At 71.4% G+C, this 22434-nt stretch carries 17 protein-coding genes and 1 tRNA gene; 5 read left to right on the forward strand and 13 right to left on the reverse strand.

All coding sequences use genetic code 11. From position 1 onward, the window contains the following. Positions 1-19 precede the first annotated feature (19 nt). From rho to ACPPVT_RS15600, 13 genes are all read right to left on the reverse strand, one after another. Entirely contained in the window at positions 20-1948 is a 1929-nt protein-coding gene (rho, locus tag ACPPVT_RS15540) for a transcription termination factor Rho (protein ID WP_426561786.1), read from the reverse strand. Positions 1949-2548: 600 nt separating this feature from the next. Next, positions 2549-3514 carry a homoserine kinase gene (thrB, locus tag ACPPVT_RS15545; protein WP_426561788.1) on the reverse strand — a complete coding sequence of 322 codons (966 nt, stop codon included), beginning with the start codon at positions 3512-3514 and terminating at the stop codon, positions 2549-2551. Positions 3515-3519: 5 nt separating this feature from the next. Next, a complete protein-coding gene (gene thrC, locus ACPPVT_RS15550) occupies positions 3520-4605 on the reverse strand; it encodes a threonine synthase (protein WP_426561790.1) in 1086 nt (361 codons plus the stop codon). Next, positions 4605-5900 carry a homoserine dehydrogenase gene (locus tag ACPPVT_RS15555; protein WP_426567175.1) on the reverse strand — a complete coding sequence of 432 codons (1296 nt, stop codon included), beginning with the start codon at positions 5898-5900 and terminating at the stop codon, positions 4605-4607. The genes thrC and ACPPVT_RS15555 overlap by 1 nt, the downstream gene beginning before the upstream one ends. 115 nt (positions 5901-6015) lie before the next feature. Continuing rightward, on the reverse strand, positions 6016-7437 hold the full coding sequence (gene lysA, locus ACPPVT_RS15560; protein ID WP_426561792.1) for a diaminopimelate decarboxylase: 1422 nt from the start codon (positions 7435-7437) through the stop codon (positions 6016-6018). Beyond that, complete coding sequence (argS, locus tag ACPPVT_RS15565; RefSeq protein WP_426561793.1) at positions 7437-9083, reverse strand: arginine--tRNA ligase; 1647 nt, start codon at positions 9081-9083, stop codon at positions 7437-7439. The genes lysA and argS overlap by 1 nt, the downstream gene beginning before the upstream one ends. A gap of 63 nt (positions 9084-9146) precedes the next feature. Beyond that, positions 9147-9584: a response regulator gene (locus tag ACPPVT_RS15570; RefSeq protein WP_426561795.1), complete on the reverse strand. Its 438-nt coding sequence runs from the start codon at positions 9582-9584 to the stop codon at positions 9147-9149. A gap of 125 nt (positions 9585-9709) precedes the next feature. Beyond that, positions 9710-10405, reverse strand: a complete 696-nt coding sequence (locus tag ACPPVT_RS15575) for a class I SAM-dependent methyltransferase (protein WP_426561797.1) — start codon at positions 10403-10405, stop codon at positions 9710-9712. Positions 10406-10486: 81 nt separating this feature from the next. Further along, positions 10487-10558: transfer RNA gene (locus ACPPVT_RS15580), tRNA-Arg, on the reverse strand. Positions 10559-10606: 48 nt separating this feature from the next. Next, positions 10607-11740, reverse strand: a complete 1134-nt coding sequence (locus ACPPVT_RS15585; RefSeq protein WP_426561799.1) for a D-alanyl-D-alanine carboxypeptidase family protein — start codon at positions 11738-11740, stop codon at positions 10607-10609. 229 nt (positions 11741-11969) lie between these two features. Continuing rightward, positions 11970-13025 (reverse strand): hemolysin family protein, encoded by a 1056-nt coding sequence (locus tag ACPPVT_RS15590; protein ID WP_426561801.1) that lies wholly within the window; start codon positions 13023-13025, stop codon positions 11970-11972. Next, the gene (locus ACPPVT_RS15595) at positions 13022-14350 is read right to left on the reverse strand and encodes a hemolysin family protein (RefSeq protein ID WP_426561803.1); all 1329 of its coding nucleotides are present in this window, start codon (positions 14348-14350) and stop codon (positions 13022-13024) included. Before ACPPVT_RS15595 ends, ACPPVT_RS15590 begins: the two co-directional genes overlap by 4 nt. 94 nt (positions 14351-14444) lie before the next feature. Continuing rightward, complete coding sequence (locus ACPPVT_RS15600; protein ID WP_426561804.1) at positions 14445-15896, reverse strand: GuaB1 family IMP dehydrogenase-related protein; 1452 nt, start codon at positions 15894-15896, stop codon at positions 14445-14447. A gap of 45 nt (positions 15897-15941) precedes the next feature. Between ACPPVT_RS15600 and ACPPVT_RS15605 the strand changes: the two genes are divergently transcribed. The 5 genes from ACPPVT_RS15605 to ACPPVT_RS15625 all read left to right on the forward strand — a co-directional run bounded on the left by ACPPVT_RS15605 (position 15942) and on the right by ACPPVT_RS15625 (position 22304). Then, positions 15942-16733 carry a response regulator transcription factor gene (locus ACPPVT_RS15605; protein ID WP_426561806.1) on the forward strand — a complete coding sequence of 264 codons (792 nt, stop codon included), beginning with the start codon at positions 15942-15944 and terminating at the stop codon, positions 16731-16733. Next, the gene (locus ACPPVT_RS15610; RefSeq protein WP_426561808.1) at positions 16730-17779 is read left to right on the forward strand and encodes a HAMP domain-containing sensor histidine kinase; all 1050 of its coding nucleotides are present in this window, start codon (positions 16730-16732) and stop codon (positions 17777-17779) included. The genes ACPPVT_RS15605 and ACPPVT_RS15610 overlap by 4 nt, the downstream gene beginning before the upstream one ends. Positions 17780-17842: 63 nt before the next feature. Further along, entirely contained in the window at positions 17843-18466 is a 624-nt protein-coding gene (locus ACPPVT_RS15615) for a TetR/AcrR family transcriptional regulator (RefSeq protein WP_426561810.1), read from the forward strand. Continuing rightward, positions 18466-20202 carry an ABC transporter ATP-binding protein gene (locus ACPPVT_RS15620; RefSeq protein WP_426561812.1) on the forward strand — a complete coding sequence of 579 codons (1737 nt, stop codon included), beginning with the start codon at positions 18466-18468 and terminating at the stop codon, positions 20200-20202. The genes ACPPVT_RS15615 and ACPPVT_RS15620 overlap by 1 nt, the downstream gene beginning before the upstream one ends. Further along, a complete protein-coding gene (locus ACPPVT_RS15625) occupies positions 20199-22304 on the forward strand; it encodes an ABC transporter ATP-binding protein (RefSeq protein WP_426561814.1) in 2106 nt (701 codons plus the stop codon). Before ACPPVT_RS15620 ends, ACPPVT_RS15625 begins: the two co-directional genes overlap by 4 nt. Positions 22305-22434 lie beyond the last annotated feature (130 nt).

Genomic DNA, 22434 nt, shown 5'->3' on the forward strand with positions numbered 1-22434 from the left:
CCTCGCAGGACGGGGTGCGTCAGTCGTCGTCACCACCCTTGCCGGGGACCGGCGTCGTCTTCTGCACCTGCATCAGGAACTCGGTGTTGCTCTTGGTCTCCTTCAGCTTCGACAGCAGCAGCTCGAGCGCCTGCTGAGAGTCGAGGCCGGACAGCACGCGGCGGAGCTTCCAACTGACCTGGAGCTCCTCACGGCCGAGCAGGATCTCTTCGCGGCGGGTGCTGGACGGGTTGACGTCCACCGCCGGGAACAGCCGCTTGTCGGCAAGGCGCCGGTCGAGCCGCAGCTCCATGTTTCCGGTGCCCTTGAACTCCTCGAAGATGACCTCGTCCATCTTGGAGCCGGTCTCGACGAGCGCGGTGGCCAGGATGGTCAGCGAGCCGCCGTTCTCGATGTTGCGGGCCGCACCGAAGAACCGCTTCGGCGGGTAGAGCGCGCTCGAGTCGACACCGCCGGACAGGATGCGCCCGCTGGCCGGAGCGGCCAAGTTGTAGGCGCGCCCCAGGCGGGTGATCGAGTCGAGCAGGACGACGACGTCGTTGCCCATCTCGACCAGGCGCTTGGCCCGCTCGATGGCGAGCTCGGCGACCGTGGTGTGGTCCTCGGCCGGGCGGTCGAAGGTCGAGGCGATGACCTCGCCCTTGACCGTGCGCTGCATGTCCGTGACCTCTTCAGGGCGCTCGTCGACGAGCACGACCATCAGGTGGGCCTCGGGGTTGTTGGTGGCGACGGCGTTGGCGATCGCCTGCAGGATCAGCGTCTTTCCCGCCTTCGGCGGCGAGACGATGAGGCCGCGCTGGCCCTTGCCGATCGGCGAGACCAGGTCGATGATCCGGGTGGTCAGCACGCCGGGCTCGGTCTCCAGCCGCAGACGCTCCTGCGGGTAGAGCGGGGTCAGCTTGCCGAACTCGACGCGCGCCTTGGCCTCGTCCGGGGTCATCCCGTTGACCGTGTCAAGGCGGACGAGGGCGTTGAACTTGCTGCGGTTGCCCTGGCCAGTGCCCTGCTGCTCGCCCTCGCGGGGCTGACGGACCGCACCGGTGACAGCGTCACCCTTGCGCAGGCCGTTCTTCTTGACCTGGCCGAGCGAGACGTAGACGTCGTTCGGGCCCGGCAGGTAGCCGGAGGTGCGGATGAACGCATAGCTCTCCAGCACGTCCAGGATTCCGGCGACGGGGAGCAGGACGTCGTCCTCGCTGATCTCCGGCTCCTCCATGCCGTGGCCGGGGTCGCCGACCCGGGTGCCGCCACGACGCTTGCGGTCGCGGTACCGACCACGACGGCGGCGGCCGCCGCCTTCCTCGTCGTCGTCGTAGCGGTTCTGGCCGCCCTGGGCCTGGTTCTGGTTCTGGCCGCCCTGGGCCTGGTTCTGGTTCTGGCCGCCCTGGGCCTGGCTCTGGCTCTGGCCCTGGTTCTGAGCGCCCTGGTTCTGGCCCGGCTGACGACTCTGGTTCTGGTTGCCGCCCTGCTGACGCTCGCCCTGCTGACGCTCGCCCTGCTGACGCTCGCCCTGCTGACGATCGTTGCGCTGGCTCTGCTGGCGCTCGCCCTGCTGGCGCTCAGCCTGCTGGCGCTGGCGCTCCTGGCGCTCTGCGCGGTCCGAACCGTCGGAGCGGCCGTTCTGCCTGTCGCCCGCGTCGGAGCCGGACGGGCTCTCACCGGAAGGGGCCTGCTGGGCCGGGGCGGTACGCGACGGCTGCTCGGTGCGCGTCTCGCGCGCCACCGGAGCCGTCGACTTGGCTCCGGAGCCGGCGCCGCGACGCTCGCCGATGGCGGCGATCAGGTCGCTCTTGCGCATCTTGCCGGTGCCGGTGATGCCGAGGTCCGCGGCCATGGCCTGCAGCTCGGGCAGCCGCTTGCCGGTCAGGCCGCCACTCTGGCGGGTCGTGCGCGCCTGCTCAGCCACATCTGTGGCTGGCGCCGCTGCACGTTCGGTGGTATCGGTCACGAAGGATCCTTCTCCCCTCGTCGCAGTCCGGCGCTGTTGCCGGCCGCGGGTGTGACACCCGGCGCTGCTGCCTGGGTGTAGATGCCGTCATCCGTGCGAGGTGGCAGTCCCGCCAGGGAGACGGGACAGCCGTGTTTCGGATTCGCCGAGCCGATCCCTGACGGGATGAGGCTTGGATGGCGACTGCGTCGGCTTCCGGAAGGCGGGGAGCGTGCCGGAGCGGGGACGCGCTGTCACGATAACACCATCAGGTGCTGAATGTGTTCCCGGGCACACTCCGTGTCGCCGCCGCGCCACCCGTTCAGCGCACGCCAGCGGGCGGTCGCGCTACCTGGCAGTCACGTTGCGCCACGAGCAGCGGGGCCTCGGGTACAACGGACGACGCCAGGCAGGCTCCGGCCGTTGCGGCACAGCGGCTGCGCGGATCGCGGTCCCGCCCGAGATCCATCGAAATCAGACGCGCCCTTCCCAGTCGACTGCAACGTCCGCCCAGTCCTGACCACTCAGGAAGTGGCAGCACGGCGCCTTCGAGCTCTCGAACTGGAGGCGCTTCTGCGCCTCCCTCAGGAATCAGGTCGTCCAAGCAGGCAGGCGGTCGCCTCACGGAGTCTCGAGGGGGCTGGTGACAACGCCAGCGAGGGCCAGGTCGGGCGCGATACTGCGCCACTCGTCTCCGGCGAGATCGGAAGACAACGCCATCGAAGCCTCGGCGTCTGCGCGGTCGGCCAACACCAACACGCTCGGTCCGGCGCCGGAGACCACGGCCGCCAGTCCTCGATCGCGCAGTGCCTGGACCAGCTCGAGCGTGATCGGCATGGCCGCCGAACGCTGCCGCTGGTGCAGGCGGTCCTCAGTGGCCGGCAGCAGTAGGTCGGGCCGGCTGGTCAACGCGTGCACGAGCAGCGCCGCGCGGCCGCTGTTGGTTGCCGCGTCCTCGTGGCTGACGCTGGCCGGCAGCACCGAGCGGGCCTGGTGCGTGGCCAGGCGGGTGTCCGGCACCAGGAGCTGCGCCACCAGCGCCGGGTGCGGCTCGAGCCGCACCGCCCGCGGCACGTCGTGCCCGGTCCAGGCGATGGTCAGGCCGCCGAGCAGCGCCGCGGCCGCGTTGTCCGGGTGGCCCTCGAAGGCAGTGGCGAGGGCCAGCAGCTCGCCGTCGTCCATCCCGTCGTCCATCCCGTCGTCCATCCCGCCGTCGACAGCGGAACCGGCCAGCCCACGGGCAGCAGCCAGACCCGCCACCACGGCCGCCGCGGACGACCCCAGCCCTCGGCCGTGCGGAATCGCGTTGCGACACACCAGGTCCAGCCCGGCAGGCTGCGCGCAGCCGCTCGCCGCCAGGCCGCGCAGCAGCGCTTGGACGACGAGGTGCCGTTCGTCGTCCGACACCTCGCCGGCACCCTCGCCGTGCACGACGACCCGTACGCCGGGGACGGCGGACACCCGGACGTCGACCTCGTCGTACACCCCGAGGGCGAGCCCGAGGCTGTCGAAGCCGGGCCCGAGGTTGGCGCTGGTCGCGCTCACCCGAACCCGGACCGCGGACCGCATAGGCCCTCGGCCAGGCACGCCGATCAGCCTTCGAGGCCGAGCGCGGAGGCGACCGACACCGTGTCCACCGGGACGCGCACTGGGGAGACAGTGGTGCCGTCCAGCGTCCGAAGGGCCCACTCCGGGTCCTTGAGCCCGTGACCGGTCACAGTGCAGACAACGCGCAGCCCCGACGTCAGCCGGCCCGCCTGGTGTGCGGCGAGCAGCCCAGCGACCCCCGCCGCTGAGGCAGGCTCCACGAAGACCCCCTCACGGCTGGACAGCCAGCGGTGCGCCGCCAGGATCTGCTGGTCGCTGACCGCCTCGATCCGCCCACCGCTGTCGTCGCGGGCCTGCTCGGCCTGCCGCCAGGACGCCGGGTTGCCGATCCGGATCGCGGTGGCGATGGTCTCGGGCTCGTCGATCGGGTGGCCGGCGACGATCGGCGCAGCACCCGCCGCCTGAAAGCCCCACATCTGCGGCGCACGGGTGGCCGGTCCCGGTTGCGCGGACGACGTCGTGTATTCGCCGTAGCCCTTCCAGTACGCCGTGATGTTTCCCGCGTTGCCGACCGGCAGGCAGTGCAGGTCGGGGGCGTCGCCCAGCGCGTCGACCACCTCGAACGCCGCGGTCTTCTGGCCCTCGATGCGGTACGGGTTCACGGAGTTGACGAGCTCGACCGGGTAGGCGTCCGCCAGCTTGCGGGCCACGGTCAGGCAGTCGTCGAAGTTGCCGTCCACCTGGAGCAGGGTGGCGCCGTGCGCGATGGCCTGGCTCAGCTTGCCCATCGCGATCTTGCCCTCCGGCACGAGCACCGCACAGCTCATTCCGGCCGCGGTCGCGTAGGCCGCGGCCGACGCGGAGGTGTTGCCGGTCGAGGCGCAGACCACGACGCGGGCACCGGCCTGGGCCGCCTTCGAGATCGCCATGGTCATGCCGCGGTCCTTGAACGAGCCGGTGGGGTTCATCCCCTCGACCTTGAGCCAGACCTCGCAGCCGGTCTCCCGCGACAGCTGCCGGGCGGGGACCACCGGGGTGCCGCCCTCGCCCAGCGTCACGACCGGCGTGTCCGCGTCGACCGGTAGCCGGTCGCGGTACTCCTCGATGACCCCGCGCCACTGGTGAGCCACTAGTCCCCCTCCACGCGCATCACGCTGGCCACGGCCTGCACGACGTCCAGCTTGCCGAGGTCGTCGACCGTCGCCGCAAGCGCCTCGTCGGTCGCCTTGTGGGTGACCACGACGAGCGCGGCGCGCGGCGCGGCCTCGCCCACGCCGGGGGTGAGCTGCTGGCGGACCGTCTCGATGGACACCTCGTGGGCCGCGAACACCTGGGCGACCTGGGCCAGTACGCCGGGGCGGTCCGCCACGTCGAGGCTGACGTGGTACCGCGTCCAGGTGCGACCCATCGGCAGCAGCCGCAGGTCCGCGTAGGACGACTCCCCCGGACCGCGACCGCCCTGCACCCGGTGCCGGGCGACCGAGACGACGTCGCCGAGCACCGCGCTAGCGGTCGGTTCGCCACCGGCGCCAGGGCCGTAGAACATCAGCTCGCCAGCGGCCTCGGCCTCGACGAACACCGCGTTGAACGCCCCCCGGACGCCGGCCAGCGGGTGGGTGCGCGGCAGCATCGCGGGGTGCACCCGCACCGAGACCCCTTCACCCAGCTCGGACGACGGGTCGCCGGACCGCTCGGCGATGGCCAGCAGCTTGACCACGCAGCCCATCTGCCGCGCCGCCGCGACGTCCGCCGCACTGACCTCGGTGATGCCCTCGCGGTACACGGCGGACGCCGGAACCCGGGTGTGGAAGGCCAGCGAGGCCAGGATGGCCGCCTTGGCCGCGGCGTCGAACCCCTCGACGTCCGCCGTCGGGTCGGCCTCGGCATAGCCGAGCGCCTGGGCCTGCTCGACGGCCTCGGCGAAACCTGCCCCGGTGGTGTCCATCTGGTCGAGCACGTAGTTGGTGGTGCCGTTGACGATGCCCAGCACCCGCAGGATGCGGTCGCCGGCCAGTGACTCGCGCACCGGACGGACCAGCGGGATCGCGCCGGCCACCGCGGCCTCGAAGTACAGGTCGACCCCGAACCGATCGGCGGCCGCGTAAAGCGCGGGGCCGTCCTGGGCCAGCAGCGCCTTGTTCGCAGTCACCACCGACGCGCCGTGCTCCATGGCGGACAGGATCAGGGTGCGCGCCGGCTCGATACCGCCGATCACCTCGATGACGATGTCGGCCTCGGTGACCAGGCTGGCGGCGTCCGTGGTGAAACGGTCGGGGGCGACCCCGGTGGCCTGCCGGTCGCGTCCGGTACGCCGGACCGCGATGCCGACGAGGTCCAGCGCGCGTCCGGACCGGGCGGCGAGCTCGTCGGCGTGCGCGGTCAGCAGTCGCGCCACCTGCGTGCCGACCACTCCGCAGCCGAGCATGGCCACCCGCAGCGGTGCGGTGCTCACCGGTTCTCCTGTCGCTGGACGCTGTCGTAGCGCATCATGCCGTCTGTCCGGGGGCCGACGGCGCCTGCGTCCGTGATCCGGACCCCGCTCACCCGACGTCCAGGGCCAGCAGGTCGTCCTCGGTCTCGCGGCGCAGCAGCACCCGGACCTCACCGTCGCGGGCGGCGAGCACCGGCGGGCGTGGCACGTGGTTGTACTGGCTGGCCATGCTCCGGCAGTAGGCACCGGTCCCAGGGACAGCAACGAGATCACCGGGGCCGACGTCGGAGGGAAGGAACTCGTCCTTGACGACGATGTCGCCGCTCTCGCAGTGCTTGCCGACGACTCGGGACAGCACCGGGGGGGCCTGCGAGCGGCGGTTGGCGAGCGTGGCCGAGTAGTCCGCGTCGTACAGGGCGGTGCGGATGTTGTCGCTCATGCCGCCGTCCACCGCGACGTACCGGCGCACGCCGCCGCCGTCCAGGTCGACGTCCTTGACCGTGCCCACCGTGTACAGCGTGAACGTGCTCGGCCCGGCGATCGCCCGGCCGGGCTCCACCGAGATGCGCGGGACATCGACCCCCAGGTCCGCGCACTCCTTGCCGACGATCTGGGCGAGCCCCGCGGCCAGCTCGGCCGGCGCGAGCGGGTCGTGCTGGGTGGTGTACGCGATGCCGAAGCCGCCGCCGAGGTCGAGCTCGGGCAGCTGGACGCCGTGCTCGGCGGCCACCGCGGCATGCAGTCCGAGCACCCGGCGGGCGGCGACCTCGAAACCCTGGACGTCGAAGATCTGCGAGCCGATGTGCGAGTGCAGGCCGCGCAGCTCGAGCTCGGGTCGGGCGAGCACCTGGGCGACTGCCGCGTGCGCCTGGCCGGAGCTCAGCGACAGGCCGAACTTCTGGTCCTCGTGCGCGGTCGCGATGTAGGAGTGGGTGTGCGCCTCGACGCCGACGGTGACCCGCAGCAGCACCGGCGCCCGCACGCCGCGCGCGCGGGCCAGGTCGGCCACCCGGTCGATCTCGGACGGCGCGTCGACCACGATCCGGCCGATGCCGGCGTCCAGTGCGCGACCGATCTCTGCGTCGCTCTTGTTGTTGCCGTGCAGGCCGAGCCTGGCCGGCGGCACCTGAGCCCGCAGCGCGACGGCCAGCTCGCCGCCGGTGCAGGTGTCCAGGCTGAGGCCTTCCTCGACCACCCAGCGCGCCACCTCGGTGCACAGGAAGGCCTTGCCGGCGTAGTAGACGTCCGCACCGCCGCACAGGTGCGCGAACGCCTCGTCGAAGGCGGTGGCGTACCCGCGCGCCCGGGCCCGGAAGTCGGCCTCGTCGATCACGTACGCCGGCGTGCCGAACTCGGCCGCGATCGCCACGACGTCCACCTCGGCGACCTTCAGCTTGCCGCACTGACTGCCCCGGCGCACGGTGCGGGCCCATAGTGCGGGCACCAGCTCGTTGACGTCGTCCGGCGGACGCAGCCAGGACGGCCCCAGGTAGCCCTCCGCGTGCAGGGCACCCGCCTCGTGCGCGCGCACTACATCTGCTCCGGTGCCGAGACCCCGAGCAGGTCAAGCCCGCGGGCCAGCACCGTGCGGGTCGCCTCGTTCAGCCACAGCCTGGTGCGGTGCAGGTCGGTGATCTCCTCGTCCGCTCCCTGCGGCCGGACCCGGCACTCGTCGTACCACTTGTGGTACTTGCCGGCGAGCTCCTCGAGGTAGCGCGCCACCCGGTGCGGCTCGCGCAGCTCAGCGGCCTGACCGACCACCCGCGGGAACTGCCCGAGGGTGGCGAGCAGCGCCGACTCGGTCTGGTGGTCCAGCAGAGCCGGGTCGAAACCGTCCTCGCGACGAACGCCGTCCTCGGCCGCGAGCCGGGACATCCGGCTGATCCGGGCGTGCGCGTACTGCACGTAGAAGACCGGGTTGTCGTTGCTGCGCTTGCGCAGCTGCTCGCCGTCCAGGTTCAGCGGCGAGTCGGCCGGGTAGCGAGCCAGCGAGTACCGGACGGCGTCGCTGCCGATCCACTCGATCAGGTCGCGCATCTCGATCATGTTGCCGGCGCGCTTGGACAGCTTGGCCCCGTTGAGGTTGATCAACTGACCGATCAGCACCTCGATGCTGGTGGCCGGGTCGTCCCCGGCGCACGCCGCGATGGCCTTGAGCCGACCGACGTAGCCGTGGTGGTCCGCACCGAGCATGTAGACCTTCTCCGGGAAACCGCGGTCCTTCTTGCTCAGGTAGTACGCCGCGTCGGCAGCGAAGTAGGTGGGTACGCCGTCCTGCCGGATCAGCACCCGGTCGCGGTCGTCGCCGAAGTCGGTGGTGCGCAGCCACACCGCGCCGTCCGCGTCGAACACGTGACCCTGCTCGCGCAGCCGCGCGACGGCCTGCTCCACAGCGCCGCCCTCGTGCAGCGTGCGCTCGCTGAACCAGACGTCGAAGTGCACGTCGAACGACGCCAGCACCTGCTGGATCTCCGCCAGCTGGGTCCGGTAGCCGATGTCGCGGGCTATCACGAGGGCCTCGTCGGGCGGCAGGTCGAGCAGGTCGGGCTGTGCGTCCAGCACGCGCTTGGCAAGTCCGTCGACGTACTCGCCCGGGTAGCCGTTCTCCGGCACCGGCTCCTGGCGGGCACGGGCCAGCACCGACGCCGCGAAGTTGTCCATCTGCGCACCGGCGTCGTTCACGTAGTACTCGCTGGTGACCGTCGCGCCGCTGGCCGCCAGCAGGCGGCGCAGCGAGTCACCCAGCGCGGCCCAGCGGGTGTGGCCGATGTGCAGCGGGCCGGTCGGGTTGGCCGAGACGAACTCCAGGTTGACCACGTGCCCAGCCAGGGTCGAGTTCTCGCCGAACCGCGGGCCGGCCTCGACCACGCTGCGGGCCAGCTCGCCGGCGGCCCCGGCGTCCAGGGTGATGTTCAGGAAGCCCGGTCCGGCGACGTCGACGCGCTGCACGCCCTCCACGGCAGCGAGCCGGCGGGCCAGCACCTGCGCGAGCTCGCGTGGCGGGATGCCAGCGCCCTTGGCGAGCTGGAGGGCCAGGTTGGTCGACCAGTCTCCGTGGTCGCGGTTGCGCGGCCGCTCCACCCGGACCTCGTCGGGCACGGCGGCACTGAGCTCGCCGGACGTGACGGCGTCGGCCAGGACGCCGCGGACGGCCAGGGACAGCTGCTCAGGGGTCACCCGGGAAAGGCTACCGGCGCAGCGGGCACGACCTCGCCGGGGATTACCCAGCGGTCCGGCAGATCAGTGCACCCGGCCGGCGGAGGCCAGGACGCCGACGATCGCCACCAGCTCGTCCGGGTCGAAAGGCTTGGCGATGAAAGCATCCACGTTGGCCTGCTCCGCCTGGGCCCGGTGGTGGCTTTGCACCGACGCGGTGACCATCACGACCGGCAGGTGCTCCAGCCGCGGGTCGCTGCGGATCATCGACACCGTCCACCAGCCGTCCCGGCGCGGCATCAGGGCATCGACGGTGACGACGTCGGGCAGGACGTTGTTGGGGTCACTGAGCAGGTCCAGCGCCTCCTGGCCGTCGTGCGCCTCCATCACGTCGTAGCCCTCGAGCTCGAGGTTCATCACGATCAGGGACCGCACGGAGTCGGTGTCGTCGCAGACCAGAACCCGAGGCGACGACAGGGAACTCACCGAGCGCCGTCGACGCCCCCGTCCCTCGTGACTCATTCAGCCAATGTAGGACCGCCGAGGTGATCTTGGGGTCCGAACAGGTGATGAGCCTGGCGACGGCTCGACCTACGGGATGGGTACTTGCTTGTGCTGGCGCAGCGTTCCCGTGAGCAGGGTGGCACTCAAGCCGGTTTCGTGGCGGCCGCAACCACCGACGAACCGAACGACAGGTCGCGGCGGTGAAGCCACCAAGCGTCAAGGCGACACAGGCCGCGCAGCACCCGGTCGGCCGCCGGAGATACCTTCGGCAGGGAAGCTTCGGCGGTCGGACGAAGGCGCCTCACCAGCCGCTCAGCCGTGAACGGGGGCAGTGTCCCGGCGAAGATGTGCGTACACCGGTCCACCGTGAACTCCGCTTCCGCCAACGCGTCGCGCAGCCGCCGGCGGGTGTAGCGGCGGTAGTGGCCGGCGGCCACGTCGAAGTCGGTCCAGGCCCACTGGTAGGCCGGGACCGACAGCAGGAACCGACCACCGGGAGCGAGGACACGGCGCACTTCTGCAAGCGCCACTGACTCCGGCTCGCAGTGCTCTACGACGTCGAACGCTGTCACCAGGTCAAACGCCCCGTCCGCGAACGGCAGAGCCAAAGCCGACCCGCACACCCCGCCGGGCATCAGGCCCGCCGGGTCCAGGTCGAGGGAAGTGCGCGGGGGCAACCAGTCGACCGACGGGCCGTCCGCGCTGCCCACGTCCAGCGTCCGGGCCGGATCGCCAACGTATTCGCCGACCGCCGCGGCCAGTAGCCCAGCCCGCGCGGCGTACCACCAATAGTCAGGCTTTTCGATGGACGCTGATGCCGGTTGAGACACGAGAGGCATCGCCACATCATGCCCTAGCGACCCACCCGAGTCACACGTGCAGCGCCTGAACGGGCGAGGTCCGGCGAGCAAATTGATCGGCGCCCCCGGCAGGATTCGAACCTGCGCCCCCGCCTCCGGAGGGCGGTGCTCTATCCCCTGAGCTACGGGGGCTCGGGCTTCACGAGGCTACCAGCCGCGGACCCGTGCCAGAGAACGGGGCTACTCCCCCGATGCCTGGGTCTTCGACTCGCCCTCGACGAACTCCCAGTGCCACGGTTCGGGCCGGCTACCGGTGCCGGGTCGGGCCCAGGCCGGGTTGTCCCAGCCGAACTTGGGTGCGTTGGCCAAGAACCAGGAGCGCCGCGCGCCGCCCGTTTGGTCGGGGCCGTCGCACACGTCGACGGCGAGTCCCCAGCCGTGCTCGCTGGTGCCCGGCCGCGCGGCCAGCCCCGGCTTGCGGGCGGCGACGCTGTACTGCGAGGCGAGCGACCGGTACGAGTCCGTCAGGCAGAGGCTCTGGCCGAACCGGCCCTTGTAGGAGTCGTTGAGCCGGATCAGCTGAACCGCGGCGTCGGCCCGCAGCCGGTGCCGCGGGGCGAAGGGCAGCGAGCACAGGATGGATGTCGGCAGCTCACCGTTCGAGTACGACTGGGTCGGCGCTTTCCCGCTGCAGCCGGCGATGGCGCCACGCTCCTGCGAGCGCGACACCGCGACCATCCGGAAGGCCTTGTCCAGGGTGCCGCCGGCGAGCTGAGAAGTGGACTGCTCGGTGCTGGGCTGGGAGCCGGTGCCGTCCAGGGCGCTGCCAGCCGCGGACGGCGAGCGCGGGCTCAGCGAGGTCGCCGCCTGGTCGGCGGCCTCAGTCGGCAGCGCACCACCGGCCACCGCGGCGACACCCATCGCCGCCACGGCCGCGAGGGCCCCGACGATGGCCAGCCCGCGGTGGCGCGACTGCGGCTCGGGCTGGACCTGCAGCCCGCGCAGCTGCGGTGCCCGGCGAACGTTCGGTGAGGGGCGCGTCGGCAGCACCGTCGTGGCCGGTCCGACGGCGAGCGCCGGCGGAGCTGCCGTCACAGGTGCCATCGTCCGTGCTGTGACGGGGTCGGCGGCCGACCTGCCACGCGCCTGCTCCTTGGCCGGCTCCGCCGCCCAGGCGGCCTTGGCCTCGGCGCGGGTCTGGAACTTCGGCGCCGCGGGCGCGATTTCGGCCAACGCGTCCAGCACGTCAGCACGGCGCACCGGCTCGGTGTCGTCGGCCGGCCCCACGGGCTGGGCCCGGCGGCGCCCGCGGTAACCGGGTTCGGCTTCGGGTTCTGCGGCCGACCAGTCGATGGACAGACGGTCGTCTGTCATCGAACGGGAGGCAGCAGGCACGCGAGAACTCCAGCTGGTCGGCTTCAGGGCACGTCGAACAGGGGGCTGAACAGGGGCTTACAGGGCTGAGCAGGGGCACCACACGTCTCACTCGCCCGCGAGGGGCGGCCACTACCTGGGCGGATAGCAGCGGAGGCGTCTGACAGACCCTAGGTGAATTGGGCGAATCACAACAGGGGCACTTGCACGAAATGTGACGCGGACCACATCAGGAAGACGTGTGGGGGCCGGCGGAGTGCCGGCGAGTCTCGTCCCGCACCTCGCCCACCAGCTCCTCGAGCACGTCCTCGAGGAACACCACGCCGGTCACCTCGTCGCCGTCGACCACCCGGGCCAGGTGCGCGCCCGAGCGCTGCATCGTGGCCAGCACGTCCTCGACCTCGTCCGCGGACGCGACGGTGACCAGCGAGCGCACCCGCTTGGCCGGCACCGGCTGGTCGTAGCGCTCGTCGTCCGCGTAGAGCACGTCCTTGAGGTGCAGGTAGCCGACGACCTCGTCGTCCTCCGTCACCGCGAACCTGGAGAAGCCCGTCCGCGACACCAGCCGCTCGACGTCCGCCGGTGTCGCGCCGACCGGCACGGTGACGAGCTCGGCCAGCGGCACCTCGACGTCGCGCGCGCACCGGTTGCTGAACTCCAGAGCGCCGGCTACCAGGAGGTGCGCACCACCGAGCAGGCCCTCGCGCTGGGACTCGGCGACGATCGAGGAGACCTCCGCCGCGGTGAACGTCGAGGTGACCTCGTCCTTGGGCTCCACCCGGAACAGCCGCAGGCAGGCGTTGGCCATCCCGTTCAGCAGCGAGATCACTGGGCCAAGGGCGCGCGAGAGCGCGACCAGGGGCGGGGCGAGCACCAGGGCTACGCGGTCCGGGCCGGCGATGGCCAGGTTCTTCGGGACCATCTCGCCGATCACCACGTGCAGGTAGACGACCACGGCCAACGCCAGGGCGAAGCCGACCGCGTGCACCAGCGCCGGCGAGGCACCGAGCGCCTCCAACGGCGACTCGATCAGATGCGCGAGCGCGGGTTCGGCCACCGCACCCAGGCTCACCGAGCAGACGGTCACCCCCAGCTGCGCGCAGGCCAGCATCACCGAGACGTGCTCCATCGCCCACAACGTGCTGCGCGCCCGACGGGAGCCCTGCGCGGCCAGCACCTCGATCTGGCTGCGCCGCGCGGCCATCACCGCGAACTCCGCACCGACGAAGAACGCGTTGGCCAGCAGCAGCGCCACGGCGACCGCCAACGCCACGCCGGCGCTCACCGTTCGCCGTCCTCGTCCGAAGGCTGCTCCTCGGGCACCGGGGTGACCAGCAACCGGTCGACCCGTCGTCCGTCCATCCGGGTCACCGAGAGGCGCCAGCCCGCGATCGAGACCACGTCGCCGACGTCCGGCACTCGGCCGAGCCGGGCCATCACGAAACCGCCCACGGTCTCGTAGGCACCGTCGTCCGGCACCGGCGCGCCGACCCGGTCACGCAGCTCGTCCGGTCGCCACAGCCCGGGCACCACCCACGCGCCGTCGCGCAGCCGACGCCCGACGGTCCGGCCGCGGTCGTGCTCGTCGGCTACCTCGCCGACGATCTCCTCGATGACGTCCTCGAGGGTGACCACCCCCGACGTGCCGCCGTACTCGTCCACCACAACGGCCAGCTGCAGCCCCTGCTCGCGCAGCTGGGCCAGCAGCGGGTCCAGGCGCACGGTCTCGGGCACCATCAGCGGCTCGGACATCAGTGCCGCGGCAGGCACCTCGCCGCGTCGATCCAGCGGCACCGAGACGGCTCGCTTGACGTGCACGACGCCGACGACGTCGTCCAAACCCTCGTCGACGACCGGGAAGCGCGAGTGCCCCGTCGAGCGGGCCAGCCGGACGACGTCCGCCGCAGACTCCTCACGCTGCACGACGGTGCAGCGCAGGCGGGGCGTCATCACGTCCTCAGCGGTGCGCTCGCCGAAGCCGAGCGAGCGGGTCAGCAGGCGCGCGGTGGACGCGCCCAGCGTCCCGGCCTCGGCGGAGCGGCGGACCAGGGACGCGAGCTCCTGTGGCGTCCGCGCGCTGGACAGCTCCTCCTTCGGCTCCACCCCGACCCGGCGCAGCAGGGCGTTGGCGCTGCCGTTGAGCAGCACGATCAACGGCTTGGCCACCAGCGAGAACATCCGCATCGGGACCGCGATCAGCTGGGCGGTACCCAGCGGGCGGGCGATGGCGAGGTTCTTCGGCACCAGCTCGCCGATCACCATGGAGAAGCCGGTGGCCAGCACGAGGGCGGCCGTGACCGCTACCGGCTGGACCGCGGACTCGGGAACCCCGATCGCCTCCAACGGGCCGCCGAGCAGCGCCGCGATGCTCGGTTCGGCGAGATAGCCGACCAGCAACGTGGTGAGCGTGATGCCCACCTGGCACGCCGACAGCTGGGTCGACAGCTGGCGCAGGGCGCTGAGCACCGGACCGGAACGCGCGTCACCTTCCGAGACGGACCTCTCCACGAACGAGCGGTCGAGGGTCACCAGCGAGAACTCGGCGGCGACGAAGACCGCCGTGCCCAGCGTGAGCACGACACTGGCGAGCAGCAGCAACCACTCGGTCACCGGGCCTGGCTCCTCGCCGCGCTGGGATGGTGGGGTTCGTCCGCTGGGTCGTCAGGCGCTGCGCTCACCTCATGGATCGTACGGTGCGCCGACGTCACCAGCCGGTCGGCAGGGGCCGACCCTCGTCGTAGCCGGCGCTGGACTGCAGCCCGACCACGGCCTTGTCGTGCAGCTCGTCCAGCGTGCGCGCCCCGACGTACGTGCAGGCACTGCGGACGCCTGAGGTGATCTGGTCGAGCAGGTCCTCCACCCCCGGCCGGGCCGGGTCGAGCATCATCCGCGAGCTGGAGATGCCCTCCTCGAACAGGCCCTTGCGAGCGCGGTCGAACGCCGACTCGTCCCGGGTACGGGCTGCGACGGCGCGAGCGGAGGCCATTCCGAAGCTCTCCTTGTACTCGCGGCCCTGCGCGTCGGACATCAGGTCGCCCGGGCTCTCGCTGGTGCCTGCGAACCACGAACCGACCATCACCTGGCTGGCCCCGGCGGCCAGCGCGAGCGCGACGTCGCGCGGGTGCCGGACCCCGCCGTCCGCCCAGACGTGCTGGCCGAGCTCACGCGCGGCGGCCGAGCAGTCCAGCACGGCCGAGAACTGTGGCCGGCCGACCGCGGTCATCATCCGGGTGGTGCACATCGCACCCGGCCCGACACCGACCTTGACCACGTCGGCGCCCGCGGCGACCAGGTCGCGCACGCCCTCGGCAGTGACCACGTTGCCGGCTACCACGGGGACCTGCGGCGACAGCGAGCGGACGGCCTTGAGCGCCTCGAGCATCTTGGCCTGGTGCCCGTGCGCGGTGTCGACCACGAGGGCGTCCACCCCGGTCTCCAGGATGGCCTGCGCCTTGGCACCGACGTCGCCGTTGATCCCGACCGCCGCCGCGACGCGCAGCCGACCGGACGCGTCCAGGGCGGGTTCGTAGATGGTCGAGCGCAGCGCGCCGGTCCGGGTGAGCAGGCCGACCAGGACGCCGTCGGAGACGACCGGCGCCAACCTGGCGCGCACGTCGTGCAGGGCGTCGAAGCCGGCACGCAGGGCCCCCTGGCCGGACAGGTCCGCAGCGTCGAGGGTGAGCAGCTCGGTGGACATCACGTCCTCGAGCGCGGTGTAGCGGTCGACCCGCGAGCAGTCCTCGGTGGTCACCACACCGACGGGGCGGTGCGCGTCGTCCACCACGACGACCGCACCGTGGGCGCGCTTGGGGATCAGGTGCAACGCATCCAGCACGGTGTCGCGGGCGTTCAGGGTCAGCGGGGTCTCGAAGACCGGGTGGCGCTCCTTGACCCAGCCGACCACCTCGGCGAGCACGGACAGCGGGATGTCCTGCGGGATCACCACGAGGCCGCCGCGACGGGCGACGGTCTCCGCCATCCGCCGTCCGGCGACTGCGGTCATGTTGGCCACCACGATCGGGATCGTGGTGCCCGTGCCGTCACCGCTGGACAGGTCCACGTCCAGCCGGGAGGTGACGTCCGAGCGGCCGGGGACCAGGAACACGTCGTGGTAGGTCAGGTCGCCGTGCGGGCTCTGACCGTCGAGGAAGCGCACCGCACCACGATATGCCCGGCGCGGCCGGGGCCGTAGAGTCCGACCATGAGCGGCCAGCAGCAAGGCGGTGCGGCGGCAGCGCCGCGACGTGTCCTCATCGTGGAGGACGAACCCACCATCGCCCTCTCGGTAGCGCACCGGTTGCGTGCCGAGGGCTACCAGGTCGAGATCGCCGGCGACGGCCCCTCGGCGGTCCAGTCGGCGCTGTCCAACCCGCCCGACGCGATCGTGCTCGATGTGATGCTGCCTGGCTTCGACGGCCTGGAGGTCTGCCGTCGGGTCCAGGCCGAGCGGCCGGTGCCGGTGCTGATGCTGACCGCTCGCGACGACGAGACAGACATGCTGGTCGGACTGGGCGTCGGCGCCGACGACTACATGACCAAGCCCTTCTCGATGCGCGAGCTGGTGGCCAGGGTCAACGCGCTGCTGCGTCGGGTCACCCGCGCGCAGCACCTGGTGGACGACCAGGAGGGCCCGACGTCGATCACCCTGGGACCGGTGGAGATCGACCGTGCCGAGCGACGGGTCCGCCGGGACGGCGCGGAGGTCCACCTGACGCCGATCGAGTTCGACCTGCTGGTCCGGCTGGCCGTCAGCCAGCGGACCGTGCTGACCCGCGAGACGCTGCTGGCCGACGTGTGGGACTGGGCCGACGCCTCTGGCACCCGCACTGTGGACAGCCACATCAAGGCGCTGCGACGCAAGCTCGGTCCCGGCCTGATCCGCACCGTGCACGGCGTCGGCTACTCCGTCGAGCCGGACGGCGAGACTGGCGAGAACGGCGAGAACGGGGACGACGAGTCAGGGAACGGGACGACGGACGCCGGACCCACGTGAGCCCGACCGTGAAGCCGACTACCAGCGCCCTGGTCCGCGACCTGCGGCCGCTGGACTCGTTCCACTCCATCAAGATCAAGCTCGGCATCCTCGTCGCGGCCACCTGCTCGACGTCCGCGATCTTCGTCTGGGCCGGGCTGCACAACGAGCTGGCCACCCGGTACACCCTGCCGCTGTCGGTCCTGTTCTCGCTGGCCGTGACCCAGGTACTGGCCCGCGGCATGACCTCGCCGCTGCGCGAGATGACCGCCGCAGCTCAGGCGATGGCGCGCGGCGACTACAGCCGCCGGGTGCGCGCCACCAGCAACGACGAGGTCGGTGACCTCAGCCGGGCGTTCAACCGGATGGCCGAGGACCTCGGCGACGCCGACCGGCAGCGCCGCGAGCTGGTCGCGAACGTCAGCCACGAGCTGCGCACCCCGGTCTCGGCGCTGCGCGCGGTGCTGGAGAACCTGGTCGACGGCGTAACCTCCCCGGATGACGCGTCGCTGCGGGCCGCACTGGCGCAGACCGAGCGGCTCGGCGACCTGGTGACCCAGCTGCTGGACCTGTCCAGGGTCGAGGCCGGCGCCGTGCCGTTGCACCTGGGAACCATTGGGCTGCAACGGTTCTTCACCACCTGCACCAACGAGGCTGAGCTGGCCGGCCGAGACGTGCGCTACGTGGTCGACGTCGAGCCGCCGGACCTGAGTTTCGTGGCCGACCAGGACCGGCTGCACCAGGTGCTGGCCAACCTGCTGGACAACGCGGCCCGGCACTCCCCACCTGGCGGCACCGTCACCGCGCGGGCCCGGGCCAGCGCCGGGACCGTCCAGCTCGACGTGATCGACCAGGGTCCGGGCATCGACGCTCGCGACCGGGGTCGGGTGTTCGACCGCTTCCACCGCGGCGGCGCGTCCGCCCTGGACGGCGGTACCGGACTCGGGCTGGCCATCGCCCGGTGGGTCGTCGACCTGCACGAGGGCACCATCCGGGTCGCGGAGTCGACCAGCGGGTGCGACATCCGGGTCACCCTTCCGCAGCGTCCGGACGACACGGGACACTGAAGATCGAGCCGAATCCCGCCGAAACGACTTGTGAGTGAGTGCTCACTCACATAAGGTCGAGGGGTGAGTCCACGTGCCCCGGCGATGTCCGCCGACCAGCGCCGCGCTGCCTTGGTCGACGCCACGCTGCCCCTGCTCCGCGAGCGCGGACCGGCGGTCAGCACCCGAGAGATCGCGGCCGCGGCGGGCATCGCCGAGGGCACGATCTTCCGGGTGTTCGACTCCAAGGACGAGCTGGTCCAGGCCTGCATCCACCACGCCTTCGACAGCGACCGGCTGCTGGCCGCTCTGCATGACGTCGACCGCGCCCTCCCCCTGCAGCCACGGCTCACCGCCGCCGTGGAGCTGCTGCAGGCGCACCTGCGCGGCGTGTTCTCGCTGATGATCACCCTGCGCAGCGGTCCGCCGTCGGCGGTGCACCGCCCCTCGTCCGAAGCCGAGGTGGCCGAGCATGCTGACCGGCGACGACGTGACACGGCCCGCATCGACGCCGAGATGACCGAGCTGGTGGGCGCGGACGCCGAGACGCTGCGGGTGCCTGTGCAGCGGCTGCTGGACTTCGTGCGGATGCTGACGTTGTCCAGCGTGCACCCGTTCATGCAGCACTCCTCGGCGAGCGCCGCCGAGATCGTCGACGTCGCCCTCTTCGGGCTGTCCGCAGCCGGCCCAATGACAAGGGGGAATTGATGCTCGTCCGCCTGATGCGCACGTACCTGACGCCGTACCGCAACCTGCTGACCGGACTGGTCCTGCTGCAGCTCGTGGCCACCATGGCGTCCCTGTACCTGCCCAGCCTGAACGGACGGATCATCGACGAGGGGGTCTCGCAGGGCAACACCGAGTACATCCTGCACACCGGCGCCGTGATGCTGCTGGTGTCCCTGCTCCAGGTGACGGCGACGGTGGGGGCGACCTACCTCGGCGCCCGCTCCGCCGCTGGTCTCGGTCGGGACCTGCGCACCGCGGTGTTCGCCCGGGTCGGCGAGTTCTCCGCGCAGGAGGTGTCCCGGTTCGGCGCGCCCACGCTGATCTCGCGGAGCACGAACGACGTGACCCAGGTGCAGACGGTCACGTTCATGGGCGCCGCGATGATGGTGTCCGCGCCGCTGATGATGGTCGGCGGCGTGATCATGGCGGTACGCGAGGACGTGGGGCTGGCGTGGCTGGTCGCCGTCGCCGTCCCGCTGCTCGCCCTGTCGGTCGCGCTGGTGATCCGCAAGATGATCCCGCAGTTCAAGCTGATGCAGCAGTCGGTGGACTGGGTGAACCGGGTGCTGCGCGAGCAGATCACCGGCATCCGGGTGGTGCGCGCCTTCGTCCGCGAGGACCACGAGCGCGGGCGCTTCGCCGAGGCCAACACGCAGTACACGGGCACCGCGGTCGCTGTCGGCCGGCTGATGGCCCTGGTGTTCCCGATCGTGATGCTGGTCTTCAACGCGTCCACCGTCGCGGTGCTCTGGTTCGGCGCGCACCGGGTCGAGTCCGGCGAGATGCAGATCGGCGCGCTGACCGCGTTCATGTCCTACCTGTTGCAGATCCTGATGTCGGTGATGATGGCGACCTTCATGTCGATGATGATCCCGCGCGCCGCGGTGTCGGCTGGACGCATCACCGAGGTGCTGGGCACCGACTCGACCGTGCTGCCGCCGATCCAGGCGACGCCCATCCCGGCCGGTCCGGTCAGCGTCGAGCTGCGCGACGTCGAGTTCGCCTACCCGGGCGCCCAGGTGCCTGTGCTGCAACGGATCTCGCTGACCGCCGAGCCCGGCAGCACCACCGCGATCATCGGCAGCACCGGCGCCGGCAAGTCGACCTTGCTGTCGCTGGTCCCCCGGCTCTACGACGCCACCGGCGGTGAGGTCCTGCTCGGCGGCGTCGACGTCCGCGACGCCGAGCTGGACGACGTGTGGTCCCGGATCGGGCTGGTGCCGCAGAAGCCGTACCTGTTCACCGGCACAGTGGCCAGCAACCTTCGCTACGGCGACCCCGAGGCCAGCGACGACGACCTGTGGGTCGCCCTGCGGATCGCGCAGGCCGAGGACTTCGTGCGCGACATGCCGGCCGGCCTCGACTCCCCCATCGCCCAGGGCGGCACGAACGTCTCCGGTGGCCAGCGCCAACGGCTGGCCATCGCCCGTGCACTGGTCGCCAAACCGTCCGTCTACCTGTTCGACGACTCGTTCTCGGCGCTCGACCTGGCCACCGACGCCCGGCTGCGCGCCGCGCTGCGTCCCGTGACCCGGAACGCCGCGGTCATCGTTGTCGCCCAACGGGTCTCCACCATCATCGACGCCGACCGGATCGTCGTCCTGGACGACGGACTGGTGGTCGGCATCGGCACCCACGACGAGCTGCTGGACGGCTGTCCCACCTACCAGGAGATCGCCCGCTCGCAGACCTCTGCGACGGAGGTGGCGGCATGAGCGAGGGCATCAAGACCGCAGAGGAGAAGGCGGCCGAGGCGCGCCGCGGACCGCGCACCCAGCGCGGGCCGGGCATGGGCATGGCCATGCCGACCGAGAAGTCGCAGGACTTCGTGCCCTCGGCCAAGCGACTGCTTCGCCTGCTCGAGCCGCAGCGGGTCCAGCTGACCGCCGTCCTGGCGCTCGCGCTCGGCGCCGTGTCGCTGTCCGCGCTCGGGCCGAGGATCCTCGGCGGCGCGACCGACATCATCTTCGCCGGCGCCATTGGCGCGAAGCTCGACGACGACGTGACCCAGGCCCAAGTCGTCGAGGGGCTGCGCGCGCGCGGCGAGAACCAGCTGGCAGACCTGATCTCCGGCATCAAGAACCTGGTGCCCGGGCAGGGCATCGACTTCGCCGCCCTCGGGCGGGTGCTCGTCTTCGTGATGATGCTGTACGTCGTGGCCTCGCTGCTGCAGTGGGCGCAGGGGTGGATCCTGACCGGCGCGGTGAACCGGACGATCTACAAGCTGCGCAGCGACGTCGAGGACAAGCTCGGCCGGCTGCCGCTGCCCTACTTCGACAACCAGCCCCGAGGTGAGCTGCTCAGCCGGGTGACCAACGACATCGACAACCTGGCGCAGGGCCTGCAGCAGACCCTCAGCCAGCTGTTGACCTCGCTACTCACCGTGGTCGCGATGATCGCGATGATGCTCTGGATCTCGCCACTGCTGGCCGTGCTCGCACTGGTGACCATCCCGGTGACGATGGTGGTCACGGCGATCATCGGCAAGCGTGCCCAGAAGCACTTCGTGCAGCAGTGGAAGAGCACGGGGCAGCTCAACGCGATCATCGAGGAGTCGTTCACCGGCCACAGCCTGGTCAAGGTGTTCGGCCGTCAGCACGAGAACGAGCAGGTCTTCGCCGAGAAGAACCAGGAACTGCACGACGCGGGATTCGGCGCCCAGTTCATCTCCGGCATCATCATGCCGACGATGATGTTCATCGGGAACCTGAACTACGTCGTCATCGCGGTGGTCGGCGGGCTGCAGGTCGCCAACGGGTCGATGACGCTGGGCAGCGTGCAGGCGTTCATCCAGTACTCCCGGCAGTTCACCCAGCCGCTGACCCAGGTGGCGTCGATGTCCAACCTGATGCAGTCCGCGGTGGCCTCCGCCGAGCGCGTGTTCGAGCTGCTGGACGCCGAGGAGCAGGAGCCGGACCATGCCGACGCGCAGGTGCTCGACGACCCCCACGGACGCGTGGCCTTCGAGTCCGTGTCGTTCTCCTACAGCAAGAACGAGCCGCTGATCGAGGACCTCTCGCTCAGCGTCGACCCTGGCCAGACCGTCGCGATCGTGGGGCCGACCGGGGCCGGCAAGACGACTCTGGTGAACCTGATCATGCGGTTCTACGAGCTCGACTCCGGGAGGATCACGCTGGACGGCGTGGACATCACGGACCTGACGCGCAACGCACTGCGCTCAGAGATCGGGATGGTGCTGCAGGACACCTGGCTGTTCGCCGGCACGATCCGCGAGAACATCGCCTACGGCCGGCCCAGCGCCAGCGACGAGGAGGTGATGGCCGCGGCCCGGGCCACCTTCGTTGACCGCTTCGTGCACTCGCTGCCGGACGGCTACGAGACCGTGCTGGACGCCGAGGCGAGCAACATCAGCGCGGGCGAGAAGCAGCTGGTGACCATCGCGCGCGCGTTCCTGGCCGACCCTGCGCTGCTCATCCTGGACGAGGCCACCAGCTCGGTGGACACCCGGACGGAGCTGCTCGTGCAGCAGGCCATGGCGGCCCTGCGCACCGACCGGACCAGCTTCGTGATCGCCCACCGGCTGTCCACGATCAGGGATGCCGACGTCATCCTGGTGATGGAGCACGGCGCCATCGTCGAGCAGGGCGACCACGCCGAGCTGCTCGCCCGCGGCGGGGTCTACGCGAACCTGTACGCCGCGCAGTTCAGCGGCGCAGCGATCGAGGCCGAGGACGCCGGGTCGAACGGTGGGTCGAACGGTGGGGCGCAGTCCGACCTCGTCCCGGCCGGAGCGCCGTCCCTGCCCGAAGCCGCCGACGACGCCGGACCACCTGCCTCCGGTCCGCCCGCTCCCTGAGCCACCCAGCCACCTACGCGCCGCGGCTCCGCACTTGTGGTGAGTTATGGGTGTCTCGCGCCGCTCTGAGACCCCCATAACCCACCACAAGTGGGGGAAGGCGGGCGGGTGGTGACGCGCCGACGCGTGA

The sequence above is a fragment of the Angustibacter sp. McL0619 genome (genome assembly GCF_049994355.1).
Lineage (GTDB): Bacteria > Actinomycetota > Actinomycetes > Actinomycetales > Angustibacteraceae > Angustibacter.